The following is a 20,109-nucleotide window of genomic DNA, read 5'->3' as shown; positions in this document are numbered from 1 at the left end:
AATCAGTGCATACCTAGTACCCCTCAGATATGCATCAACCCCATGGCCTCGTACCGTCTGCTCCGTCGGTACGGGACATTTTTGTTTTTGGGCGATTTTGAATCGGCTGTGAGACTTTCGGGTGTTTTGGGGGATGGATGTTGGACACAGAAAGAGACAACATTGATGTGATTCAATACGAAGTTGCGCTTCTCGTGCGACGTGCCATGGCGTTTAGCGCGCTGCATCAGCAACTTGGAGCACTGGATAGGCCGTCGTACCTGCTGCTTCGTCAACTCAAAGAATCGGGTGCCGTCGGACTGAAGGACCTCGCGGATATACACCATCTGGATAGGTCGACCATCAGCCGCCAAGTCGCTGCGCTGCAGGCGAAGGGGTTGGTTCGGCGGATTCCTGATCCCATTGATGGGCGCATGAGCGCGTTTGAAATTACCGCGCGAGGACTCGAGAGATTAAATAAAACCATGGAAATTCGACATGGGCGATATGCAGCGCTGTTGGCATCGTGGTCAGATGAAGACCTCGCGAAGTTTGGGGAGTTCTTGTCGCGGCTCAATCGGACGTTTATCGATTGAGCCCTTTGATGATCTTTTCAGCCAGACAGTTACAGCTTAAGACAGGTGGGGGAAAATGAAACAGATTGTTGCAGTGGCGATTCTAGTGCTCTTTTCACTGTTTGGCGACGCGGTGACGATGTGGACGCACGTGCAGATTCCCGGAAGCATCATCGGCCTTGTGCTGCTTTGGCTTCTTCTCCAATTGCGGGTGATTCCTGTTGGTTGGGTGGAGCCGGGATCGAAATTGTTGTTGTCCCAAATGCTGCTGTTTTTCGTTCCATCGGCGGTTGGCGTGATTCAATACTTACCGCTCTTGCGCGCGGAAGGCTTGCGTTTGGTGCTGGTTATCGCGTTGAGCACGATTGCCGTCATGATTGTCAGCGGTGGAATGACGGAACTCTTTGTTATCATCAAACGGAGAATGCGCCATGGTCATTGAGATCTTCAGTTTTTGTGTCACCATATTTTTCTTTATCGTGTGTCGCTGGATTTACAAAAAGGCCAAGTTTGATTTGCTGACGCCGATATTAATCACGCCACTTCTCTTAGTGGCGTTGTTGCTGGTGGCGCATATTCCATATGGGCAGTATCGCTCGGGCACTTCCATCATCACGTATTTTTTGCAGCCGGCGACCGTCGCTTTCGCGGTTCCGTTGTACCAGAACTTTCAGCTGCTCAGAAAGAATATCATGGAGATGGTCGTCAGTATCCTGTCCGGCGTTTTCATCGCAATTGTCGCAGCGTATTTCATTGGGAAACTCATGCATCTCAATTTGACGTTGATTAAAAGTATGGTGCCGAAAAGTATCACGACGCCGATCGCGATGGACGTCTCCAACGCGCTTGGCGGCAATCCGACCTTGACGGCGGTGTTTGTGATCATTACGGCACTGACTGGAATTACGATTGGCCCTATCGTCGTTCGCATGTTGCGGATTCGCACACCGATTGCGCGCGGCGTGCTGTTTGGTACAAGTGCCCACTCAGCAGGTACCAGCAAGGCGTTTGAGTTCGGTGAGGTGGAGGGGGCGATGAGCAGTATCTCGATGATTATCGCTGCGATTGTCACCTTGTTTCTCGCGCCGTACTTGGTTCCCGTACTCTAGCAGGCGGCGCGCTGTCGTCACCGCTGTCATCACGAGGAACCAGACTTTGTGCAACGAGTAGGAATCATCATCCAAATCTCGAATTCATTTCAAGGAATGGTTGGCATGGAATGAAAGGGTTGGGATAGATGAGGACTGCTCGTTTTTATGTTGTTCTAGTCGGTCTTGTGCAATTGCCGATGAACAGGACGGAGAATGGGCGATGAGGCGTCTTGTACGTTCTCGATTATCGCCCGAAGCGGCCCTAATTCCCATGAACATTGGCGCCAACCCGTGGTACACTCATAGATGTTGAGTGATAGACATCGTAGAATCTGTTGCGAAGCGATTTCGCCTGATAGATGCGACGCGGAGGGTTAGAAGCATGCAACAGGATGATTTGAATGCGCCTCAAGCGGCAGATGAAGTGAATTTGCCGAGGGACGTGGTCGAGCGCATAGTCTCGCGGGTCGTGGTGAACCCAACAGTCAATCGCGTCGACATTTTTTTGATGCCACTAGAGCTGTCGAACGTAGATGAGGGCGGCACGTCGGCGGTCTGTCAGCAATATGTCAAGGATTATCGATCCCTGCAGGAAGCCGCCCAGTGTTTTACCGCATATGGTGCTACTGTGTCTTACGCATTCGCCTATGCGCCGCCGGCCTACGATGAGACGTGTACGGCGTCGATGCTGGACGCGTTGTTGGAATGGTATCAGGAGGATGAAATGGTTGCCGCCACATGGCTGCGCCAGGCGCAACGGCGGTTTGACGACGGTCAACTGACGTTTTTGGTGAGCAATGAGGCGGAACAACAGTCACTGGAGCGCAAAGGGGCGCTTGTGTGGTTGTCACAGCAAATGAAGTCGCTTTTCGGCGTGGACCTGAAGGTCTCGGTTCAGCTTGACGGCGCCGCAGACGATAAGGCAGAGGCGCTGCGCCAGAAATTGCTCGAGGAAGAGCGCAAGCACGTCGAACAGGTGATGATTGAACAGGAGCAAGCGCATCGCGAGCAGGCCCAGATGGCGGAGAAAGAGGCGCCGCCGTCCTATCAGGGGGATAGGGGGTACCGGCGGGATCGCCGAAATGACGAGCCTGTGGAACCCTTGCATATCGGTCGGGCGATTGACGGGCCGATCACGTCGATGAAAGAGATTCAAGACGAGATGCGGCGCGTGGCCGTCGAGGGGCGCGTCTTCCAGTCGGAGGTGCGAACGCTCCCGAGTGGACGCACGCTCGTGCAGTTCAACATCACCGACAATGCGGATTCCATCACGGCGAAGATGTTTGTGAACAACGACCGTCAACTCGAAGCGTTGTCTGGGTTGAAGGATGGCGTCTACGTGCGCGTACAGGGGCAGGTGCAGTACGACACCTTCCTCAAGGAACTGGTGTTGCTGATTCAGGATATGCGCCCGGCTGAAGGCAAAGTGCGCAAGGACACGGCGCCCGTGAAGCGCGTCGAGTTGCACGCGCATACGCCGATGTCGGCTTTGGATGCTGTCGTGCCGGTCAAAGATTTGGTCGGACAGGCAGCCAAATGGGGACACAAGGCGATTGCGATTACGGACCACGGGGTGGTTCAGTCATTCCCTGAGGCCTACAGCGTGGCGAAAAAGAACAATCTCAAATGCTTGCTCGGGTTGGAAGCGTACGTGGTCAACGACGGAGTGCCTATCGTCTACCAATTGGATGAGAACAACGATGTGCAAATTGACGATTCGACGACATGGGTCGTCTTTGATACCGAGACGACAGGCCTCAACTCCGCTGAACACACGCTCATCGAGATTGCGGCCGTGAAAGTGCGCGGCAACGAGATTGTCGAAGAGTGGACGGAGCTTATCGATCCGGAAGTGGAGATCAGCCAGAAGATCATGGAGCTCACACATATCACAAACGATATGGTGCGGGGCAAGCGGAAACTGCACGAAGTCCTGCCGGACTTTCGCGAATTTGTGGGCGACGCAGTGCTTGTGGCCCACAATGCCGAGTTCGACTTGGCGTTTTTGCGGGCGTGTGCGAAGCGCATTGGTATGGAGCCGTGGACCAACGTCGTGCTCGATACGTTGCCGCTGGCGCGCAAGCTGTACCCGCGTGAGCGCAATTACCGGTTGGGGACGCTGGCCAAAAAATTCTCGGTCGATCTCGTCAACGCCCACCGCGCCCTCGACGACACGGTGGCACTGGCGAAAGTCTTTCAGTATATGCTCAAAGATGCCATCGACCAGGGCTTCACGAAGGTGTCGCAGTTGAATGACGACGACGGGCAGATTGACTATACGAGTGTGCGTCCATTCCACCTGACTGTGCTCGTGCAGAACAAGGTGGGGTTGAAGAACCTCTACAAGATTGTGTCGGAGTCGCACACGAAGTACTTGTACCGTGTGCCGCGCGTACCGCGAAGCTTGTTGGTCAAGTACCGCGAAGGGCTGCTCATTGGCTCGGCTTGTCAGAATGGCGAAGTGTTTGATGCGCTGCTGCGCGGTAAGACAGGGGAAGAACTCGAGCAAATTGCGGAGTTCTACGATTACCTGGAAATTCAGCCGCCAGCGCATTACAAACCGCTTTTGCGCAACGAGATTATCCCGTCGATTGAGTCGGTGAAAGACTACCATCGGACCATCATCGATATCGCTCGGCGGCTCGGGAAGCCGGTTGTCGCGACGGGGGACGTGCATTTTCTGAACCCGGAGGACGCCATTTTCCGCGATATTTTCTTGAAGTCGCAAAAAGACCCGAACGCGGACGACCAACCGCCGCTGTATTTCATGTCGACGGACGAGATGCTTGAGGCGTTTTCCTACCTTGGGCCGGAATTGGCCGAGGAAATTGTCGTGACGAACACGAATCGCATCGCCGACATGATTGAGGACGTCTCGCCAATCCCGGATAAGCTCTACACGCCAAAAATTGAGGGCGCCGAAGAGGAAATCCGTGATATGTGCTACGCCAAGGCGCACGAATTGTACGGTGAGGTATTGCCGGAGATTGTCGAGAAGCGACTGGAGAAGGAATTGAACTCCATCACGACGCACGGCTTCTCGGTCATCTATCTCATCTCGCACAAAATCGTCAAGAAGTCGCTGGATGATGGGTATCTGGTTGGGTCCCGTGGGTCGGTCGGTTCATCGTTCGTGGCGACGATGTCCGACATCACAGAGGTCAATCCGCTTCCGCCGCACTACCGCTGTCCGAGTTGTAAATACAGTGAGTTTATCGCGGACGGGTCAGTTGGTTCTGGTTTTGACTTACCGGACAAAGCGTGCCCGAAGTGTGGAACTGAATTGGACAAGGACGGACACGATATCCCATTCGAGACGTTCCTCGGATTTAAAGGCGATAAAGTGCCTGATATCGATTTGAACTTCTCCGGGGAGTACCAGGCGCAAGCGCACGCCTACACCAAGGTGCTGTTTGGCGAAGATTATGTGTATCGCGCAGGAACGATTGCGACGGTCGCCGAGAAGACGGCCTTTGGTTACGTCAAAAAGTATGCGGAAGAAAAGGGCTGGAACCTGCGCAACGCGGAAATGACGCGGCTCGTTCAGGGATGCACGGGCATTAAGCGGACAACCGGTCAGCATCCAGGCGGTATCCTCGTCGTGCCGGACTACATGGATGTCTACGATTTCTGTCCGATTCAGTATCCGGCGGATGATAAGGATGCAGAGTGGCGCACGTCGCACTTCGACTTCCACTCCATCCACGACAACTTGCTCAAACTCGATATTCTGGGTCATGACGATCCCACCGTCATTCGCATGCTGCAGGACTTGACGGGATTAGACCCGAAAAAGATTCCGACGGACGACCCGGCTGTGATGTCGCTGTTCTCGGGTACGGAGGCGTTGACGGTTGATCCCAACCATCCAGTGACACCTGAGCGGATTCGCTCGAAAACTGGTACGTACGGCATTCCGGAGTTTGGGACGAAATTTGTCCGGCAAATGCTCGAGGATACGAAACCGAGCACGTTTGCGGAGTTGCTGCAGATTTCGGGTCTGTCCCACGGCACCGACGTGTGGCTGAACAACGCGCAAAAGTTGATTCAGGACAAAGTCTGTAAGCTCAAGGACGTCATTGGTTGCCGCGACGATATCATGGTTTACCTGATTTATGCTGGGCTGGAGCCATCACTCGCCTTTAAAATTATGGAGAGTGTGCGTAAGGGCAAAGGCCTCACGCCTGAGATGGAAGAGGAAATGAAGCGCAACAACGTGCCAGATTGGTACATCTGGTCGTGTAAGCAGATTAAGTATATGTTCCCGAAAGCGCACGCCACGGCGTATGTGTTGATGGCGGTTCGCATCGCCTACTTCAAGGTGCATTATCCGTTGGAGTTCTATGCGACCTACTTCTCCGTGCGTGCGGACGATTTCGATCTCGACATCATGGGCAAAGGCTACGATGCCATTCGCGCGAAAATCGAGGAGATTGAGGCGAAGTCGTTCCAGGCGTCACCGAAGGAGAAGTCGCTCTTGACGGTGCTTGAGATGGCGCTGGAAATGACGGCTCGTGGTTTTCGTTTCTTGCCGCTGAGCCTCTATGAGTCGGATGCGACGAAATTCAAGGTGGTCAAGGAACAAAACGGGTTGTTGCCGCCGTTTGCGGCGCTGGATGGCGTCGGCGAATCGGCTGCTAAAAGTATCGCCCAAGCCGCGAAAGAGGGGCCGTTCCTCTCTGTGGAAGATCTTCAGGAGCGCTCGCGCGCATCCAAGACGGTCATTGAATTGTTGGACGCCCACGGCTGTTTAGAGGGGTTGCCATCGTCGAATCAATTGTCCTTGTTGTTGTAATGGCTGGTTTTGGGCCATTCTGCGGGGGATTCCCTGCCGGATGGCCCTTTTGGCATGTGCGAATGCGGTCATCTCACGGATGCTCCGCGTCCGGATTTGACCAAATGCGCTCCTGGAAGACCGCGAGTGCGTCGTAGCCTTCGCGCTTGAGTCGCCAGTTTTTGCAGGCCACTTCGACGAGGGAAGCGATGTCCCGGCCAGGGCGCACGGGGATTTCGATATGCGGAATCGCGACGCCGAGATATTCGGAAGTGTTGCCTTCGGAGCCGAGGGAGATGAGTTCGGTGTCGACGTGATCGTCCCAAGGAATCAGCTCGATCTCGACGTCGAGGTGCGTTTCATCCTGGAATGCCCCGGAGCCAAACAGCCGCGTCACATCGATAAAGCCGATGCCACGCAGATGCAGTAACTCTCGGTTGTTGGTGTTGTGCGTGCCGACGAGTGCGTCAGGCCCCACTTTTTTAACGCGGACGATGTCGTCGGAGACGAGCCGGTGGCCGCGTTCGATCAGCGACAGAGCAACTTCGCTTTTCCCGATACCACTGGCACCGCGAAGCGATACGCCGACGCCGAAAATGTTCATGCAGACGCCGTGAATGGATTGCTCTTCGGCGAGCTGACGTTCTAAATAATTGCCTAAAAGGCTAATGAACGGCGTCGATTTGCTCGCTGTCCGCAACAAGGGCACGCCGTGTGCATCACAGTGCTTGACGAAGAATTCGAGCTGCTGTTGACCGCGCGTGACAATGAAACACGGCGGCTCCAACGCGACGACGTCGCGGGTGCGCAACTCGCGCTCGTCGGCATCCAGCGATTGCAAGTACGTGATTTCCGTTCGCCCGAGGACTTGGATGCGTTCACTTGGGAAGTATCCGAGATACCCTGTCAACTCAAGGCCTGGGCGGTGAATGTCGTCACTTTCAATGGCGCGGGATATGCCTTGTTCGCCTGCGAGCAATTCGAGGCCAAACTGTTGGATGAGCTGTTGTACAGTTAGACGGTCCACCTCATGCACACCTCCATTCGCGTGTCTTCAGACTATCGCCGTAAGCTCTCACGCTGTGAAACCAGGCGGGAGGCTCCAATGACGCCCGCATCGTTTGTCAGCTTTGCAGCGCGCACGGTGCACGCATCCGCCACGAGGTGTAATGCGTATCGGCGAAACGCTTCGGTCACTGGGCGGAGGAAGACGTCCCCGGCCTTTGAGATGCCGCCGCCAATTAAAATGGTATCGGGATTGACCGTACCGGCGATGATGGACAGGCCAAATCCAAGCCAATCCGCAGCTTCATCAATAATCTGTTGCGCGATGTTGTCGCCTTTTTCGGCGAGATCAAAAATGGTCTTGGCTTCGTCAATCGCGATTTCGTCCGACAATTGGCCCGATGCTTGCAACTCCTTGGCGCGGCGTACCATGGCGGTCGCAGACGCGACAGTTTCCAGGCAACCACGCCGACCACAATGGCAGGGCAGGCCGCCTTTGTCGACTGTCAGGTGACCGACCTCGCCGGCCATCCCGTTGACGCCGCGATACAGCCGTTGGTGAACGACAAAACCGCCACCGACCCCCGTCCCAACCGTCACACAGCCCAACGCGAGCGCGTGTTGTCCAGCGCCAATCCAGGATTCTGCGAGCGCGGCGACCTTGGCGTCGTTCTCCATGACGACAGGGAGATGAAATGCGCTTTCCGCGATTTGAATAAATGGAACCCGTTCCCATCCGATGTTCGGTAATTTGATGATTTCGCCCTTTTGTAGATCTAAAAAGCCAGGTAGTCCGACACCGACGCCAACGACGTCCGACATGCTACAAGCAGCCTTTTCTACGGCCTGATGCAGAACGCCCTGCAGTTCGTTGCAGACGTCCTCAGGGCACCTGTGAGGATTTGTGGCAAATGATGATTTGGTGACCATTTCTCCCTTTTCTGTGACTAACGCGGTCTTAATGCTTGTCCCGCCGACATCGACTCCGAAATACAGTGTCACAGATTGGATCCCCCTTCAGCAGACGTCCGTAATCCCGGCTGTGCTTCGAGATTGTGGTCTTTTGTATATCTGTTACACGCCATAGGGTAATGACAAAAGTTCGATGGAATTCCTGATGGGGGTGGTAAATTGAGGATCACCAAACACCCTCAGTGGTCACCTGAGGGCGTTTGGGAGGCGCGAACGTTGCGAATGGCTGTGTGGCGGCAACATGCGCCTTATGGTACAGCCTTTATGGATGGGTGATTTCAATGCCACAAGCGGCAGTCTCTGCGCGGTCACGCGCGGTTGCAACGTCTCTTCCGGCGCTCAAGACAACACCGAGGCGGCGGCCCACTGTCGCAGTTGGTTTTCCAAACAGGCGGACCTGCGTCTGGGATACGGCGAGTGCTTTGTCGATCCCGCGCACTTGATAAGCATCACTCGCAATTGGGGATTTTAAGGCGCGGCTTGCGCCAGGTGTGCAGAGCGTGATTTCCGGGATGGGGAAGCCGAGAATCGCCCGCACGTGGAGTGCGAATTCGGACAAATCTTGGGTGATTAGGGTGACGAGACCGGTGTCGTGTGGCCGCGGGGACACTTCGCTGAAATACACCTTGTCGGGGGCAATGAACAATTCCACGCCAAACACTCCATAACCGCCCAGGGCGTCTGTGATAGATTTGGCGATATGCTCTGCCTCAAGGCGTTGCGCATCCGTGATGTTGTGCGGCTGCCACGACTCAATATAGTCGCCGTCTTTTTGAATATGTCCAATTGGCGCACAGAAGCTGGTGCCGGAGGCGGATCGTACAGTTAACAGTGTGATCTCGGAGTCGAATTGGACAAATGACTCGATGATGACGCGGTTGTTTCGCACACGGCCGCTTTCCATGGCATACGCCCAGACGGACTCGACGTCGTCGGGCGATTGACAGACGCTTTGTCCCTTCCCAGACGAACTCATAATCGGCTTGACGACACATGGGGTTCCAATTCGATCGACTGCTGCCCGCAGTTCTTCGAGCGAATCGGCAAATTCGTAGCGGGCCGTCGGCAGGTTCAATGTCTCCGCCGCGAGCCGGCGGATGCCCTCTCTATCCATCGTAAGTTGTGCCGCCCGCGCCGTCGGGACGACGTGGAGCCCTTCTGCTTCGAGTTCGACTAAGGTCGCTGTCGCAATGGCTTCAATCTCTGGGACGACGAGATCTGGACGCTCGCGTTCAATGACCGCACGCAACTGTGCACCGTCTGTCATATCGATGACGTGCGCGCGGTGCGCGACTTGCATCGCGGGGGCATTTTCGTAACGGTCAACCGCAATGGTCTCGACACCGAGTCGTTGTGCCTCGAGTACAACTTCTTTTCCTAGTTCGCCTGCGCCGAGTAGCATCATCTTTTTTGCCTTGCTGGATAGCGGGGCTCCGTACATGTCTCTTCGACTCCTTTGTCGTAGTTCACTAGTCAACATACAAAACAACACAAAAACCGCCTGGGATCTTTGTACAAGATGCCCAGGCGGTCGGCGATAACAGATTACATTCCCTTGTGGTGACCCACGAATCCGCCAGTTATGTAATCCTTATTGATATTTGCGTTTTACAAAAGGATCCTAGCACACTGACGGGCGCTCTTTCAAGGTATATCAAAGGATACTGCAAGACACGAGTTAGCGATTTGGAAGTTTGCAGGATGAGGAGTATTCTTTTGTTCTGGAGACCTTCGTCGTTGAGATAGAGACGAAGGGCAAGGAGGGGTTACATATGGATTTACGGAACAAAGTTGCATTGGTGACTGGGGCTGGCAAGGGAATTGGCCGGTCCATCGTCGAACGTTTGGCAAAAGAAGGGGTTCACGTCGGGCTTTTGGCTCGAACACAGCAGGACCTAGAGCAAGTGTCCGCACATGTGCGGGAGACCTATGGCGTCAAGACGGCTATCGCGCCGGTGGATATTACTGACCGCAGAGCGGTTGACGAGGCTGTTCAGAAATTGCATCAGGAACTGGGTTCTGTCGATATATTGGTCAATAATGCAGGCACGGCGCAATTTGGGCGCATCATTGACATGGACCCGGAAGTCTGGGAGCGCATGATTCAAGTCAACCTGATGGGGACGTATTACGTCACACGCGCCGTTCTTCCGATTATGGTGGCGCAGAACGTTGGGAACATCATCAACATCAGTTCGACAGCGGGTGAACGGGCATCCGCGACAACTTCCGCGTATTCCGCGTCGAAGTTCGCCATCATGGGCTTCACGGAGTCGTTGATGCAAGAAGTCCGCAAGAACAACATCCGGGTGACGGCGCTGGCGCCGAGCACCGTCAATACAGAATTGGCGGCAAGTGCGGGGCTCAAGATCGGCGATGAGGACCACATGATGCAACCAGAGGATGTGGCCGAATTAGTGGTGGATGTTTTGAAATTGCCGCAGCGCGTATTTGTTAAGAATGCGGGCTTGTGGATGACGAATCCGCAGTAAGGGGTATTGGGTTCTGACAATACCATCCATATTTATCCATGTGGTTTGGTGTGTATTAGTGCGTATAGATATCTTCTCACTGGGGAGATTAAAGTGCAGGAGGTTGATGTACCGCAAAAACGAAATTATATTTCGAACCTGTGGTGTAATCAACGTGCCTATGCGAAAAGACGGCGAAAGCCGTCTTTTCGTGTTTATACGGGTTTATCAGGATGCTTTCTGGAACTTCGACCTGCCTGTGGCTGAGCTTTGGTGTCAAGCGGCGCGTGAAAAGTGGCCGATGCGGTTACATTACCATTGGGTTTTTGGATTCGCGCGAAAGGTCTATAGGCCGCTTTCAACTTTCGGCCATCAAAGTGAATTGTGAGGTGAGTGTATTGAGCAGGCAACAGGCAGAAGGGACGAATCTCGGCTTTGTGACACTCGTGTCGATTGTCGCGGCAATTGGCGGCTTGTTGTTTGGTTATGACACAGCGGTGATCTCCGGTGCCATCGTGTTTATGCAGCAAAAATTCCACTTAGGCCCGGGGATGCAGGGATGGGCCGTCTCCTGCCTCATGATCGGCGCCATCGTCGGAGCCGGTTTTGCCGGCTTTCTGAGCGACCGCTTCGGGCGTAAGAAAATGCTGATTGTCGCTGGATTCCTGTTCGTCATTGGCTCCATCGGTTCAGCACTCCCAGCAACTATCACGGAGTTTGTCTGGGCCCGCATTGTCGGTGGCATCGGTATCGGAATTTCTTCCACGTTGGTGCCGCTCTATATCGCTGAAATTGCGCCCGCGCGACACCGCGGGAGCCTCGTCTCGTTAAACCAACTAGCGGTCGTCATTGGTATCTCGGCGATTTATTTCGTCAATATGTGGGTGGCGAATCTCGGCTCACCAGCATGGGATATCCAATCGGCGTGGCGGTGGATGTTTGGCCTGGGCGTGGTGCCTGGTGGGATATTCATTATCCTCCTGCTGTTCGTGCCTGAAAGCCCTCGGTGGTTGGAACGGCATGGCCTGGGGGACAGAGCGCTTCAGATATTGACCCGTGTGAATGGTCCTACGAGAGCGCGCGTCGAGCTGTCGGAAATCCGTGATACGCTCAACGACGAGTCGGGTCACATCGGGTTATTGTTTCGACCAGGGTTTCGCGTTGCACTGTTGGTCGGTGTGGTCTTGGCCATCCTACAACAAGTCACGGGGATTAACGCGATCATGTATTACGCTCCAGAGATTTTTAAGCAGACAGGGGCCGGTACCAACGCATCGCTCATTGAAACGGTCATCACTGGGGCAGATAACTTGGTGTTTACGCTGATTTCGCTGTGGTTGATCGATCGCGTCGGCCGCAAAGTACTCCTCCTCATTGGCTCCGCCTTTATGACGGTGAGCATCGCCATCGTCGGGTACGCGTTTTACACGGGGAACACGGCAGGACCGCTCGTGCTCGTGTTAATTCTGGTGTTTGTCGCGGCGTTTGCGGTCTCCTTTGGACCGATTGTCTGGCTTGTCATGGCAGAAATTTTTCCGACGAGCATTCGAGGGCGGGCGACTGCGATTGCATCTGTGGCCCTTTGGATTGCGGACTACGCAGTATCTCAGTCATTCCCGGTTCTTTTGAACAGCGTCGGCGCTTCCAGTACCTTTTGGACGTTTGGGATTCTGTCGTTGGTGGCATTCATCTTTACGCTTGCGCTGGTACCAGAGACCAAGGGCAAGACACTTGAAGAAATTGAGCGCGCTTGGGGCCGGCGCAACACGCAATCTACATCGACGACAGGTCGTTAATTTGGTCGTTTGGTCGTCAAGCTCTCGCTATGCCACACAAACACGGTTGCCGATTGGGGTAATCGCGCTTGTGTGGCATTCGTGTGCGTGAGATTGTCACGCCATTCGGGCAGATGGACGCGGGGATGGAGAGAGTTGACGAAGTTTCACGTTTGACCAGTGTTTGACGTCGTCTAATAAAATATAGTAATCCCGTTCCTCCAACGAGTTTCCGGGAGCACTTTCGGAAAGTGCCTCTTCAATGAGTCGACAACCGCGTTGCCACAGCCAGTCGTACGGCTCGGTACTGGAATCACGCATCGTCAAATACACAGCCGCGATGTTTGTGAGGGTGAGAAATATAGTTTTCACGGAATCGGAGTTGGCTTCATCTTCACCACTGCGGATTCCCTCGTGAATCGTGAATTGCATTTTAAATCCGTTCCATCCTCCTGCAGGAATTTGCCCATCAATCCTGCAGTTAGCATATTGCTCAGAATACGTGGCGGTGGGCTGCATGCCGTAGTTCCTCCCTCTTGACAACTCGCAAATTGCAGGAAAAGCTGCACGCGGTTTAGAAGCCAGGTTGATCACCGGTCACCCCGGTCGTATGTGTGTTCAGATAGGCTGTGAGGTGGTGGCGAATGTCGTGTGCTACTTCATCGTCTGCCACGGATATCTTGTAGTGATCATCCTTTGCATCCGCCGTAAAACCGCTTACGTTGTTCCGCTCCAGGTAAGATGTGATATCGTCCGGGGACTCCACTTGTTTTAACAGGGTTTTGTACCCAATGAATTGGTCATTTAGATAAACCCGGATTTCGACGATTAGGTGATTGAGGTCATTGACCGGGGCATGTTTTCAAGTATTTGGTGGATTTGTTAGCGAACACGGCGAAATCATGGTACGGAACTAGAGCAATGGACACAATTCCCCCCTCCCCAAGCCAGGCTATGAACTCCACTTTTTCAATTGGAAGAAAAATCTACGTGGCGGCATGAAGCATGATCAACGACCGATGCTTTGCATACACGGGAAGACGAATGCTCCACTGGCGTGCATGACGCACTAGAATCCCAGGTAGATGGAATAGTCTTCGTCTGAGCCGTCCGGCGGTCCACTGTCGCACCCCTGGTTGAAGCGCGACGTGCTTGTACAGCAGGAGTAGATTATACGCAAGTAGCTTTAGACCTTGCAGCGCTTTGTTGGCATCGAAATTCTGGCTGGAGAATCGGTCAATGGCAAATCCATATTTGGCTTCCTTGATGTGATTCTCAGCGTTACCACGAAAGTTATAGAAGTGCCATACATCCTCGCCGCTCCAGTCAAACGTTGTGGCAATCGCCTCGTATTCCCAGAGCCAATCCGCACACAGGCACTCCTGGGGGTCAATGTCTAAGCGACGCACAATCACGACCCGCCGAGGCCTGTCCCAGGATGTTGCCTGATACATGATGGAAGTAACGTCACAATGTTCCCGGTCACTCTCTGTGATGCAGTGCCAGAGGAGATTTGGCGCTTGCGCCAACTGTGCGAGTCGCTTGGTCCACTTCAGTTTGATGACGTAATCCCGCTGATCTTGCTCCAATATCTGAAACACTTTTTCTCCGGTAAACCCTTTATCCATGCGGACGGCACGAATGTTGACGCCATCCGGCAACTGGTCTTTCATCGCCTTGTAGAAATCCGCAAATCCATCTGATGTATGGGCGTCACCAGAGCGCAACTCATCATAGAGACAACAACCAGTGAGTGAATCAAACGCCAGCAAGGGATGGAAACTCGCTCGTCCGTGATGGTGTGGATTATATCCAACAGCGGACTGTTGCTGCGCGCCATAAACAGTCTCTACAGAGGAGTCGATATCGACCACGATGCCTTGTCCTTTGGGGAGAAGTGACCTTAGGATTTGTCTATGCGCCGAACGTATCGCTTTGATGCCAGCGTCGGAACCGAGCCGCTTCAGATCCTTATACAACAGAGTCGTATCAGGCAGTTTCGGCACGTCCAACTTCAGCTTCAACAGGGGATCTTGTTCGATGTCCTCAAAGTGGAAAATCCGTTCCTGACCCAGCAAGGAACCGAAAATGACGGTCAGAGCAATATCGTCCATGTGGAACTGGGTGTTTCTGCCCTTGCGTAATCCATGTACCCAAAACTCCCTGTCAATACCCGTTCCCAAAACGAAATCTATGAGACCACTTGCACCGCCAAAGGAGGTGGCGGCATTCAAATCGTAGCGAGTATGAATTGTAGAGCTTTTACGAGCAAACTGACTTCGTGTATGATTATATTGTTTCACCCAAAAGGTGCTCCTTCCTAGCGAAGATGTGGTTCTCGACAAACTCATCTTAGCCATACGGGGAGCACCTTTTCAATTATTCACACCAGTTCATGAGGACACAATCGTCGAAATCCGGGATAAACCTTTATTTGTTGGTGGGCTCTGTCGAGATTGACTTCACTGCCACCCGCACGCGCAAATGGCAAGGTATTGGCAATCTCATTGTTGAGCTCGTCCATATTGAAACCTCCTTCACGGGTTTCCATAGATTCCTGGTTGAAATTCTCGATTGCGCATGATGGCGACATGGTTTTTTACTGGCCATCACACCATTTCCATGCAATTGTCATGCTTTGGTCATGGCAGAATGTGTCGTTCCAGTGTATCCTCGTGCTTACATGGTTCTGTAAGTGGAGGTATAGAAATGGCCAGATGTCCAAAGTGTGGTACCGCTAAGTTTGCAATTGACGAAGTGCAGTTAGAAGGCGATACGAGAAAAATTGTGGTGATTGTGTGCGCTGGGTGTGATACGCTCCTGTCCATTGTTCATCCGCAATTTAATTATTACCCTCAACTGGATGAAATATCCGAGACGCTGAAGCAGATCAAACAGAAGTTGAAATAGACACGGATTCCGTCCCGACGACGTGTGAATGATTATTTCTGTACATGTCAACAGTGTGGTGGGAGGCGATTGTATGAAAGTGGGACAATCGAATGTTTTTCGCAGCGAAGTTCACGGAGAATACCTTCGCACCGCGACCATCACACAACGGGTGGACGGAGAATATTTCGCGAGTGTACGCGTCACGCCATTGAGCAGCACACAAATGGGCATTATCGACGACACATTTGCGGATTTTGTGACAGTTCAAGACGCCGTGGATTTTCTCGACAGGACATGGCAGGAGAAGTTTTTGGTAGATTGACGAACTTGTGAATCCACACAACGCACAACGGGACCCCTACAAAACGGTTTGTGCGTTGTGTTGGGCCTCAGTTCGTTTTAATGTTTTAACGCCTAAGATTGAACTATGTATTGCAACGCATCAATCCTCTGTAACTTCCTAGTTGTTCTGCCGCCGCGTTCGTTGCAGAAGCTCGGATACGCGCCCGATTCCTCTTTTCTGAAGACCTGACTGTGGAGCATCTCGACCTCAGAGATACAGACTGCCTTGAGTGCCTTGAAATGCACTTGACTGCATCAGGCATGTCGATGGCGTTCGCTCGGAATTCCGCTCAGGCATCTTGTGCGGATTCGAACTGCGTTCGAATCCTTGATATACTGGGTTCATTCAGAGCATAAGGCCAATACTTTACGGCAATCATGAAAGCCCTTTTGTGACGATGAGTGTTTTGATAGTTGAGCCGGCAAGCTGTAAAATGCGGAGGTTGTGTGAAGCATTCGCTCTAGTTAGGCTTAGGGTAAGAACAGCTTGCAACATTTCGTCACGTCAGGTGGATCTCGGAATTTTGTAAAGGATTGTCTAATTGTAGATATCACTGGGGCGTCTTGTCTGTATCTTCGTGGTCAGTCGTCGCCCCTTATATAAGGTTAAATGGCCATACCGCGCTATTCAGATGTGGTGGTATGCTATGCACTACGAAAATGTAGTTTTGTTAAAGTCAAACCTTGAGTTTGTTATGCATTTCGTTTAATGCTGTGCCGCGTTCGATTGTTGGATTTGGAATCAAGGCAGTTTGGTTAGTTGCTGTTCGCAGTTGCAAATCGCATTTGGCCAGTGCGTTTGTGTGTTCGCCAAGCACGGCATACGACGCGCATGGCCAACTGTTCGTCTTGAACGGCTGCCAGAATTGCTTCGCCAAACGTCTTGAAGAACTCTAATTGTGTCATGCTGTAAACCACCTTCGATCAGTGTCGTTGCATATATCATAATACGAACAAGTGTTCGTATCAATGCTGATTCGTGAAAATATCGCTTATTTTTTTGTGTCATTTGTGGAATGTGATTTTTGAAAGCATTTGTCCGGGAATGATGAAAGTGTCTGCTGAAAGGACGACTGGAAGCCAACGCTGGACACCACGACAGGAGTGAAGTCATGGATATGGAACCAAGGCCGCGAGTGTACCACAGGCGCCGACGCAATTCGGACCAGCGTGCTTCAGGACGGAAGTTGAACCGGACGGAGGGCGTCTTATCGACAATTGCCCTGATTGTGATTTTCGCGATTCTCATCGTTATTTTTTTCCGATTTGATCGCTCCAATGAACTGTCTCGCGTGATTCAGTCGACGGGTATTCTGGGTGTCGTCATCGCGATCGTTTTGATGGCGCTACTCAGCATTCTCCCTGTTCCGTCTGAGTTCTTGATGATTGTCATCATGAAAATTTTTGGTCCGTGGTGGGGAATCCTGCTTAGTTGGGTGGGCACGATGATTGCCGCCATTGTGACCTTTCTGCTTGCGCGACACGTTGGCCGAAAGTTGCTGCGTCACTTTATTTCGGAAGATCGGGTCGATCAGATTTCAAGTTGGATCGGAAATCGCGGCATTTTTGGCTTGATTGCCGTGCGTATTATTCCATTTCCGTTTATTGTCGTCAATTATGTTGCAGGTGTATTGCGAAATATTCGGCTGCGCGACTTTATTTGGACGTCGGCAGTGGGCGGAATCCCGTATTATATCGGCGCAGCCCTCGTGTTTCTAGGTGTCTCGAAGCGGTACATGACCTGGCTCGTGATTGGTGCCGTTGCACTCGTGACGGTGTGGGTGGCCGGTTACCTGTTCAATCGTCACGTTCACTCCATTAAGCGATTCTTACATTGAGTCGTTCGCGAATAGCAGGACACTCAACAGCACCATACTTTCCGCAACCATTGGGTAGTAGAAATACGGCAACAGGGAAATCAGCGGGAGCTGAATGGTTGCCGTTTGGGCAGGCTCGGTTCGCTGTAGCCATTCCCAAGGGATGGTTTGGTAGCGCGATTTGCGTGGGCGGTGGAGACTGATGGCCGCAAACATGTGCATACCTCCCGTCTCTCACATTGTACGGTGATGTTGTGACGTAAATGCCAGTCCAAGGAAATGCTGCGCGAATTCAGCAGCGCAGGGGAGAGACTGCGGACAGGGCGTGTTTAAGGCACGATACGTCACAAATAGCGCAGGAAAGTTACCTTATTGCGGTGCCGCAGGCCGTGTGGGCCCCGGGCCTGCCACCACACGCGGTCGATCACGACCGCCGTGCGGGGCTCGGGAGGCGAACGCCCGGCGCGATCGTGTCTTATTAAGACACCAGCGCCATTTTTGCACCGATTAGCGCACTAAAAATGCCTTATTCTGCTGTTTCGGGCACGGTTCTGGGTAAATCATCGCGAATAGAGCAGATTTTCTACCTTATCCGCCTCCACAGCGCCGATATGTCACAAATAGAGCAGAAAAGTTACCTTATGCGGCGCCGCAGACCACCACATGCCCCAAATTGCCTACCCTGGCTTAACCGGGGAAGTTCAACAGGCACAACGTGTAACGTCACGGTGTCCTCCAATGGGCGCGCCTATCGTAACGACACGCCTTGGCGTCAGAAAATCAGAAAATCAGAAAATCAGAAAAAAAGGTCGCCATACGGCGACCAATGGGTAAAGGGAAATTGTGTCTCATGAATTATAACACAATACTGATTTTTTGCGATAGTGCGTTAACGCGCTAAAGTTTTTTAAATATTCATTTTGGCTTTTGGAGTGGAGTGGGTTGTTTCGTCTACCGCATCGGGCACTTCGACGAGACCCTCGCCGTTGTGGAGGCGTTCAACACCCTCTTCGCACACACCGTAGCTTCGCCAGGAGCAAGTACGGCATAGCGTTGCGATGTCTGACGCAACGATGTGATTTTGAATTCGTTGTGTGATGTCCGACCAATGATAGGTCTCCCCGGTTTGAACGCCAAGGCGTTGTCGAACGGCGCTATCGCGTTGCATGACTGTGGCGTCGTGACAGTGGCAGGGTTGCGTCTCTGGAAATTTGGCGCACAAATCGTCCGGGCCGACGACGAGGGTGACGAGGGTTTCCGGATGTTCGCGCAAGCGTCGGTGAAGTTGTGTCATGTTTTGTACGTATTCTGGCGAATAGCCCATGCCGCGATAACCGAGTAGACATAATAAGTGGTGTCCGCGTAGGCGGTACGTTGCTTGTTGGTGGATCACAGCGGATACCCTCCTTACAAAATGGCCGCTTGTGTGGCATCGTCCCCTGTAGGATAGGACAAGCATAACACATGGGTTTTTCCTGGAGTGAAGTGTTGTATCCGCAGATAGGAAAGTGGCATTTGGGTTCTGATGAGGGTAAGATGACGGTATGCAAACTTATCGGAACGAAGTCTTGCCGTACATGATACGGCCTATCGAGTTGGGGGGAAAATGTTGTGCTGGCATTACATCCAGATGAACTGAGTCCTCGTGACAATTACAAATTTTTGATTGGAAGCATCATTCCGCGGCCCGTGGCATTTGTGACGACGAAGTCGGCGGCGGGCACATTAAATGCGGCTCCGTTCAGTTACTTCAATATTGTATCGTCGGCGCCGCCTATGATTTCCGTATCGGTGCAGCGGGTAAATGGTAAGCAGAAAGATACGGCTCGCAATGCCATATCTGCGAACGCGTTCGTGGTCCATATCTGTGATGCGGATAACGTGGATTACGTCAATCAGACGGCGGCGTCCCTTGGGCCGGAAGAAAGTGAAGTAGAGCGGGTGGGACTCACGCCGGTAGACAGTCGCGTGATTGATGTGCCCGGGGTGCAAGAGGCCAAAATTCGGATGGAGTGTATCCTCGAACACGCACTGCCACTAGGCGGAAGTGCGCCGACGTGCGATTTGTTGATTGGTCGGGTTGTTCAGTATCATATTCAGCCAGACCTTTATGAGGATGGGCGGATCGATGCGTTGCGGTTAAATCCGGTGGCGCGTTTGGCGGGCAACGATTATGTGAAGCTTGGTGAGATTTTTGCGATGGATCGACCAAAGTAAGGGAAATACATACAGCGACAACATGAAAATCGTGCTGGGCTTCTATGTACATGTGACCTTACGTCTGTTAAAATAACGGCAATATATAGTTCGACATAATCCGCTGCCGACAGTGTTATCGTTGGTATACTCATCCCATCGGCATTCTGCCGTCGCCTTATCTGAGGCGTCCGAATATAATCTCACCATCATCGTGCGA

Annotated in this window: 19 protein-coding genes and 1 riboswitch; of the genes, 10 read left to right on the top strand and 9 right to left on the bottom strand. The window is 52.7% G+C overall.

Going from position 1 to position 20,109, the window contains the following annotated elements:
* Positions 1–140 precede the first annotated feature (140 nt).
* From K1I37_RS13795 to K1I37_RS13780, 4 genes are all read left to right on the top strand, one after another.
* Positions 141–575, top strand: a complete 435-nt coding sequence (locus K1I37_RS13795) for a MarR family winged helix-turn-helix transcriptional regulator (RefSeq protein WP_021298547.1) — start codon at positions 141–143, stop codon at positions 573–575.
* A 55-nt stretch (positions 576–630) separates the two neighbouring features.
* Positions 631–996 (top strand): CidA/LrgA family protein, encoded by a 366-nt coding sequence (locus K1I37_RS13790; RefSeq protein ID WP_021298548.1) that lies wholly within the window; start codon positions 631–633, stop codon positions 994–996.
* Positions 986–1,663 carry an LrgB family protein gene (locus K1I37_RS13785; RefSeq protein ID WP_021298549.1) on the top strand — a complete coding sequence of 226 codons (678 nt, stop codon included), beginning with the start codon at positions 986–988 and terminating at the stop codon, positions 1,661–1,663. The genes K1I37_RS13790 and K1I37_RS13785 overlap by 11 nt, the downstream gene beginning before the upstream one ends.
* Before the next feature lie 364 nt (positions 1,664–2,027).
* Positions 2,028–6,440 (top strand): PolC-type DNA polymerase III, encoded by a 4,413-nt coding sequence (locus K1I37_RS13780; protein ID WP_021298550.1) that lies wholly within the window; start codon positions 2,028–2,030, stop codon positions 6,438–6,440.
* A 73-nt stretch (positions 6,441–6,513) separates the two neighbouring features.
* Here the strand turns inward: K1I37_RS13780 and hprK are convergent, their stop codons facing one another.
* The 3 genes from hprK to purT all read right to left on the bottom strand — a co-directional run bounded on the left by hprK (position 6,514) and on the right by purT (position 9,837).
* The gene (hprK, locus tag K1I37_RS13775) at positions 6,514–7,446 is read right to left on the bottom strand and encodes an HPr(Ser) kinase/phosphatase (protein ID WP_021298551.1); all 933 of its coding nucleotides are present in this window, start codon (positions 7,444–7,446) and stop codon (positions 6,514–6,516) included.
* A 32-nt stretch (positions 7,447–7,478) separates the two neighbouring features.
* On the bottom strand, positions 7,479–8,426 hold the full coding sequence (locus K1I37_RS13770) for an ROK family protein (protein ID WP_021298552.1): 948 nt from the start codon (positions 8,424–8,426) through the stop codon (positions 7,479–7,481).
* 232 nt (positions 8,427–8,658) lie between these two features.
* A complete protein-coding gene (gene purT / locus K1I37_RS13765; RefSeq protein WP_021298553.1) occupies positions 8,659–9,837 on the bottom strand; it encodes a formate-dependent phosphoribosylglycinamide formyltransferase in 1,179 nt (392 codons plus the stop codon).
* Between the two features lie 73 nt (positions 9,838–9,910).
* A riboswitch (ZMP/ZTP riboswitch) is annotated at positions 9,911–9,990 on the bottom strand.
* 178 nt (positions 9,991–10,168) lie between these two features.
* Between purT and K1I37_RS13760 the strand changes: the two genes are divergently transcribed.
* Together K1I37_RS13760 and K1I37_RS13755 are read left to right on the top strand one after the other, a co-directional pair.
* Positions 10,169–10,888: a 3-ketoacyl-ACP reductase gene (locus K1I37_RS13760; protein WP_021298554.1), complete on the top strand. Its 720-nt coding sequence runs from the start codon at positions 10,169–10,171 to the stop codon at positions 10,886–10,888.
* A 368-nt stretch (positions 10,889–11,256) separates the two neighbouring features.
* Complete coding sequence (locus K1I37_RS13755; protein ID WP_040441813.1) at positions 11,257–12,663, top strand: sugar porter family MFS transporter; 1,407 nt, start codon at positions 11,257–11,259, stop codon at positions 12,661–12,663.
* Positions 12,664–12,759: 96 nt separating this feature from the next.
* Here K1I37_RS13755 and K1I37_RS13750 read toward each other — a convergent pair whose 3' ends face one another.
* The 3 genes from K1I37_RS13750 to K1I37_RS13740 form a co-directional block, all read right to left on the bottom strand.
* Entirely contained in the window at positions 12,760–13,161 is a 402-nt protein-coding gene (locus K1I37_RS13750) for a hypothetical protein (RefSeq protein WP_021298556.1), read from the bottom strand.
* A 467-nt stretch (positions 13,162–13,628) separates the two neighbouring features.
* On the bottom strand, positions 13,629–14,945 hold the full coding sequence (locus tag K1I37_RS13745; protein ID WP_242215904.1) for an IS1380 family transposase: 1,317 nt from the start codon (positions 14,943–14,945) through the stop codon (positions 13,629–13,631).
* Between the two features lie 80 nt (positions 14,946–15,025).
* Positions 15,026–15,166 carry a hypothetical protein gene (locus tag K1I37_RS13740; protein ID WP_242215918.1) on the bottom strand — a complete coding sequence of 47 codons (141 nt, stop codon included), beginning with the start codon at positions 15,164–15,166 and terminating at the stop codon, positions 15,026–15,028.
* 185 nt (positions 15,167–15,351) lie between these two features.
* Between K1I37_RS13740 and K1I37_RS13735 the strand changes: the two genes are divergently transcribed.
* Together K1I37_RS13735 and K1I37_RS13730 are read left to right on the top strand one after the other, a co-directional pair.
* Positions 15,352–15,552, top strand: a complete 201-nt coding sequence (locus K1I37_RS13735) for a hypothetical protein (RefSeq protein WP_021297776.1) — start codon at positions 15,352–15,354, stop codon at positions 15,550–15,552.
* 73 nt (positions 15,553–15,625) lie between these two features.
* Positions 15,626–15,856 carry a hypothetical protein gene (locus K1I37_RS13730; RefSeq protein ID WP_021297775.1) on the top strand — a complete coding sequence of 77 codons (231 nt, stop codon included), beginning with the start codon at positions 15,626–15,628 and terminating at the stop codon, positions 15,854–15,856.
* Between the two features lie 776 nt (positions 15,857–16,632).
* On the opposite strand, the gene K1I37_RS13725 is transcribed toward K1I37_RS13730, so the two are convergent.
* Positions 16,633–16,782: a hypothetical protein gene (locus K1I37_RS13725; protein WP_021297774.1), complete on the bottom strand. Its 150-nt coding sequence runs from the start codon at positions 16,780–16,782 to the stop codon at positions 16,633–16,635.
* Positions 16,783–16,988: 206 nt separating this feature from the next.
* Between K1I37_RS13725 and K1I37_RS13720 the strand changes: the two genes are divergently transcribed.
* A complete protein-coding gene (locus K1I37_RS13720) occupies positions 16,989–17,714 on the top strand; it encodes a TVP38/TMEM64 family protein (protein ID WP_021297773.1) in 726 nt (241 codons plus the stop codon).
* Here the strand turns inward: K1I37_RS13720 and K1I37_RS13715 are convergent.
* A complete protein-coding gene (locus K1I37_RS13715; RefSeq protein ID WP_021297772.1) occupies positions 17,706–17,909 on the bottom strand; it encodes a hypothetical protein in 204 nt (67 codons plus the stop codon). The two genes, K1I37_RS13720 and K1I37_RS13715, sit on opposite strands and share 9 nt — an antisense overlap.
* 691 nt (positions 17,910–18,600) lie before the next feature.
* The gene (locus K1I37_RS13710; RefSeq protein ID WP_021297771.1) at positions 18,601–19,086 is read right to left on the bottom strand and encodes a DUF1284 domain-containing protein; all 486 of its coding nucleotides are present in this window, start codon (positions 19,084–19,086) and stop codon (positions 18,601–18,603) included.
* Between the two features lie 218 nt (positions 19,087–19,304).
* Here K1I37_RS13710 and K1I37_RS13705 point away from each other — a divergent pair, with 218 nt between their 5' ends.
* Positions 19,305–19,910, top strand: coding sequence for a flavin reductase family protein (locus K1I37_RS13705; protein ID WP_021297770.1), 606 nt, complete (start codon positions 19,305–19,307; stop codon positions 19,908–19,910).
* Positions 19,911–20,109: the final 199 nt, after the last annotated feature.

Source organism: Alicyclobacillus acidoterrestris, assembly GCF_022674245.1.
Classification (GTDB): Bacteria; Bacillota; Bacilli; order Alicyclobacillales; family Alicyclobacillaceae; genus Alicyclobacillus; species Alicyclobacillus acidoterrestris.
Note: the sequence above shows the minus strand (reverse complement) of the source record. Positions and strands in the feature narration are given on the sequence as shown.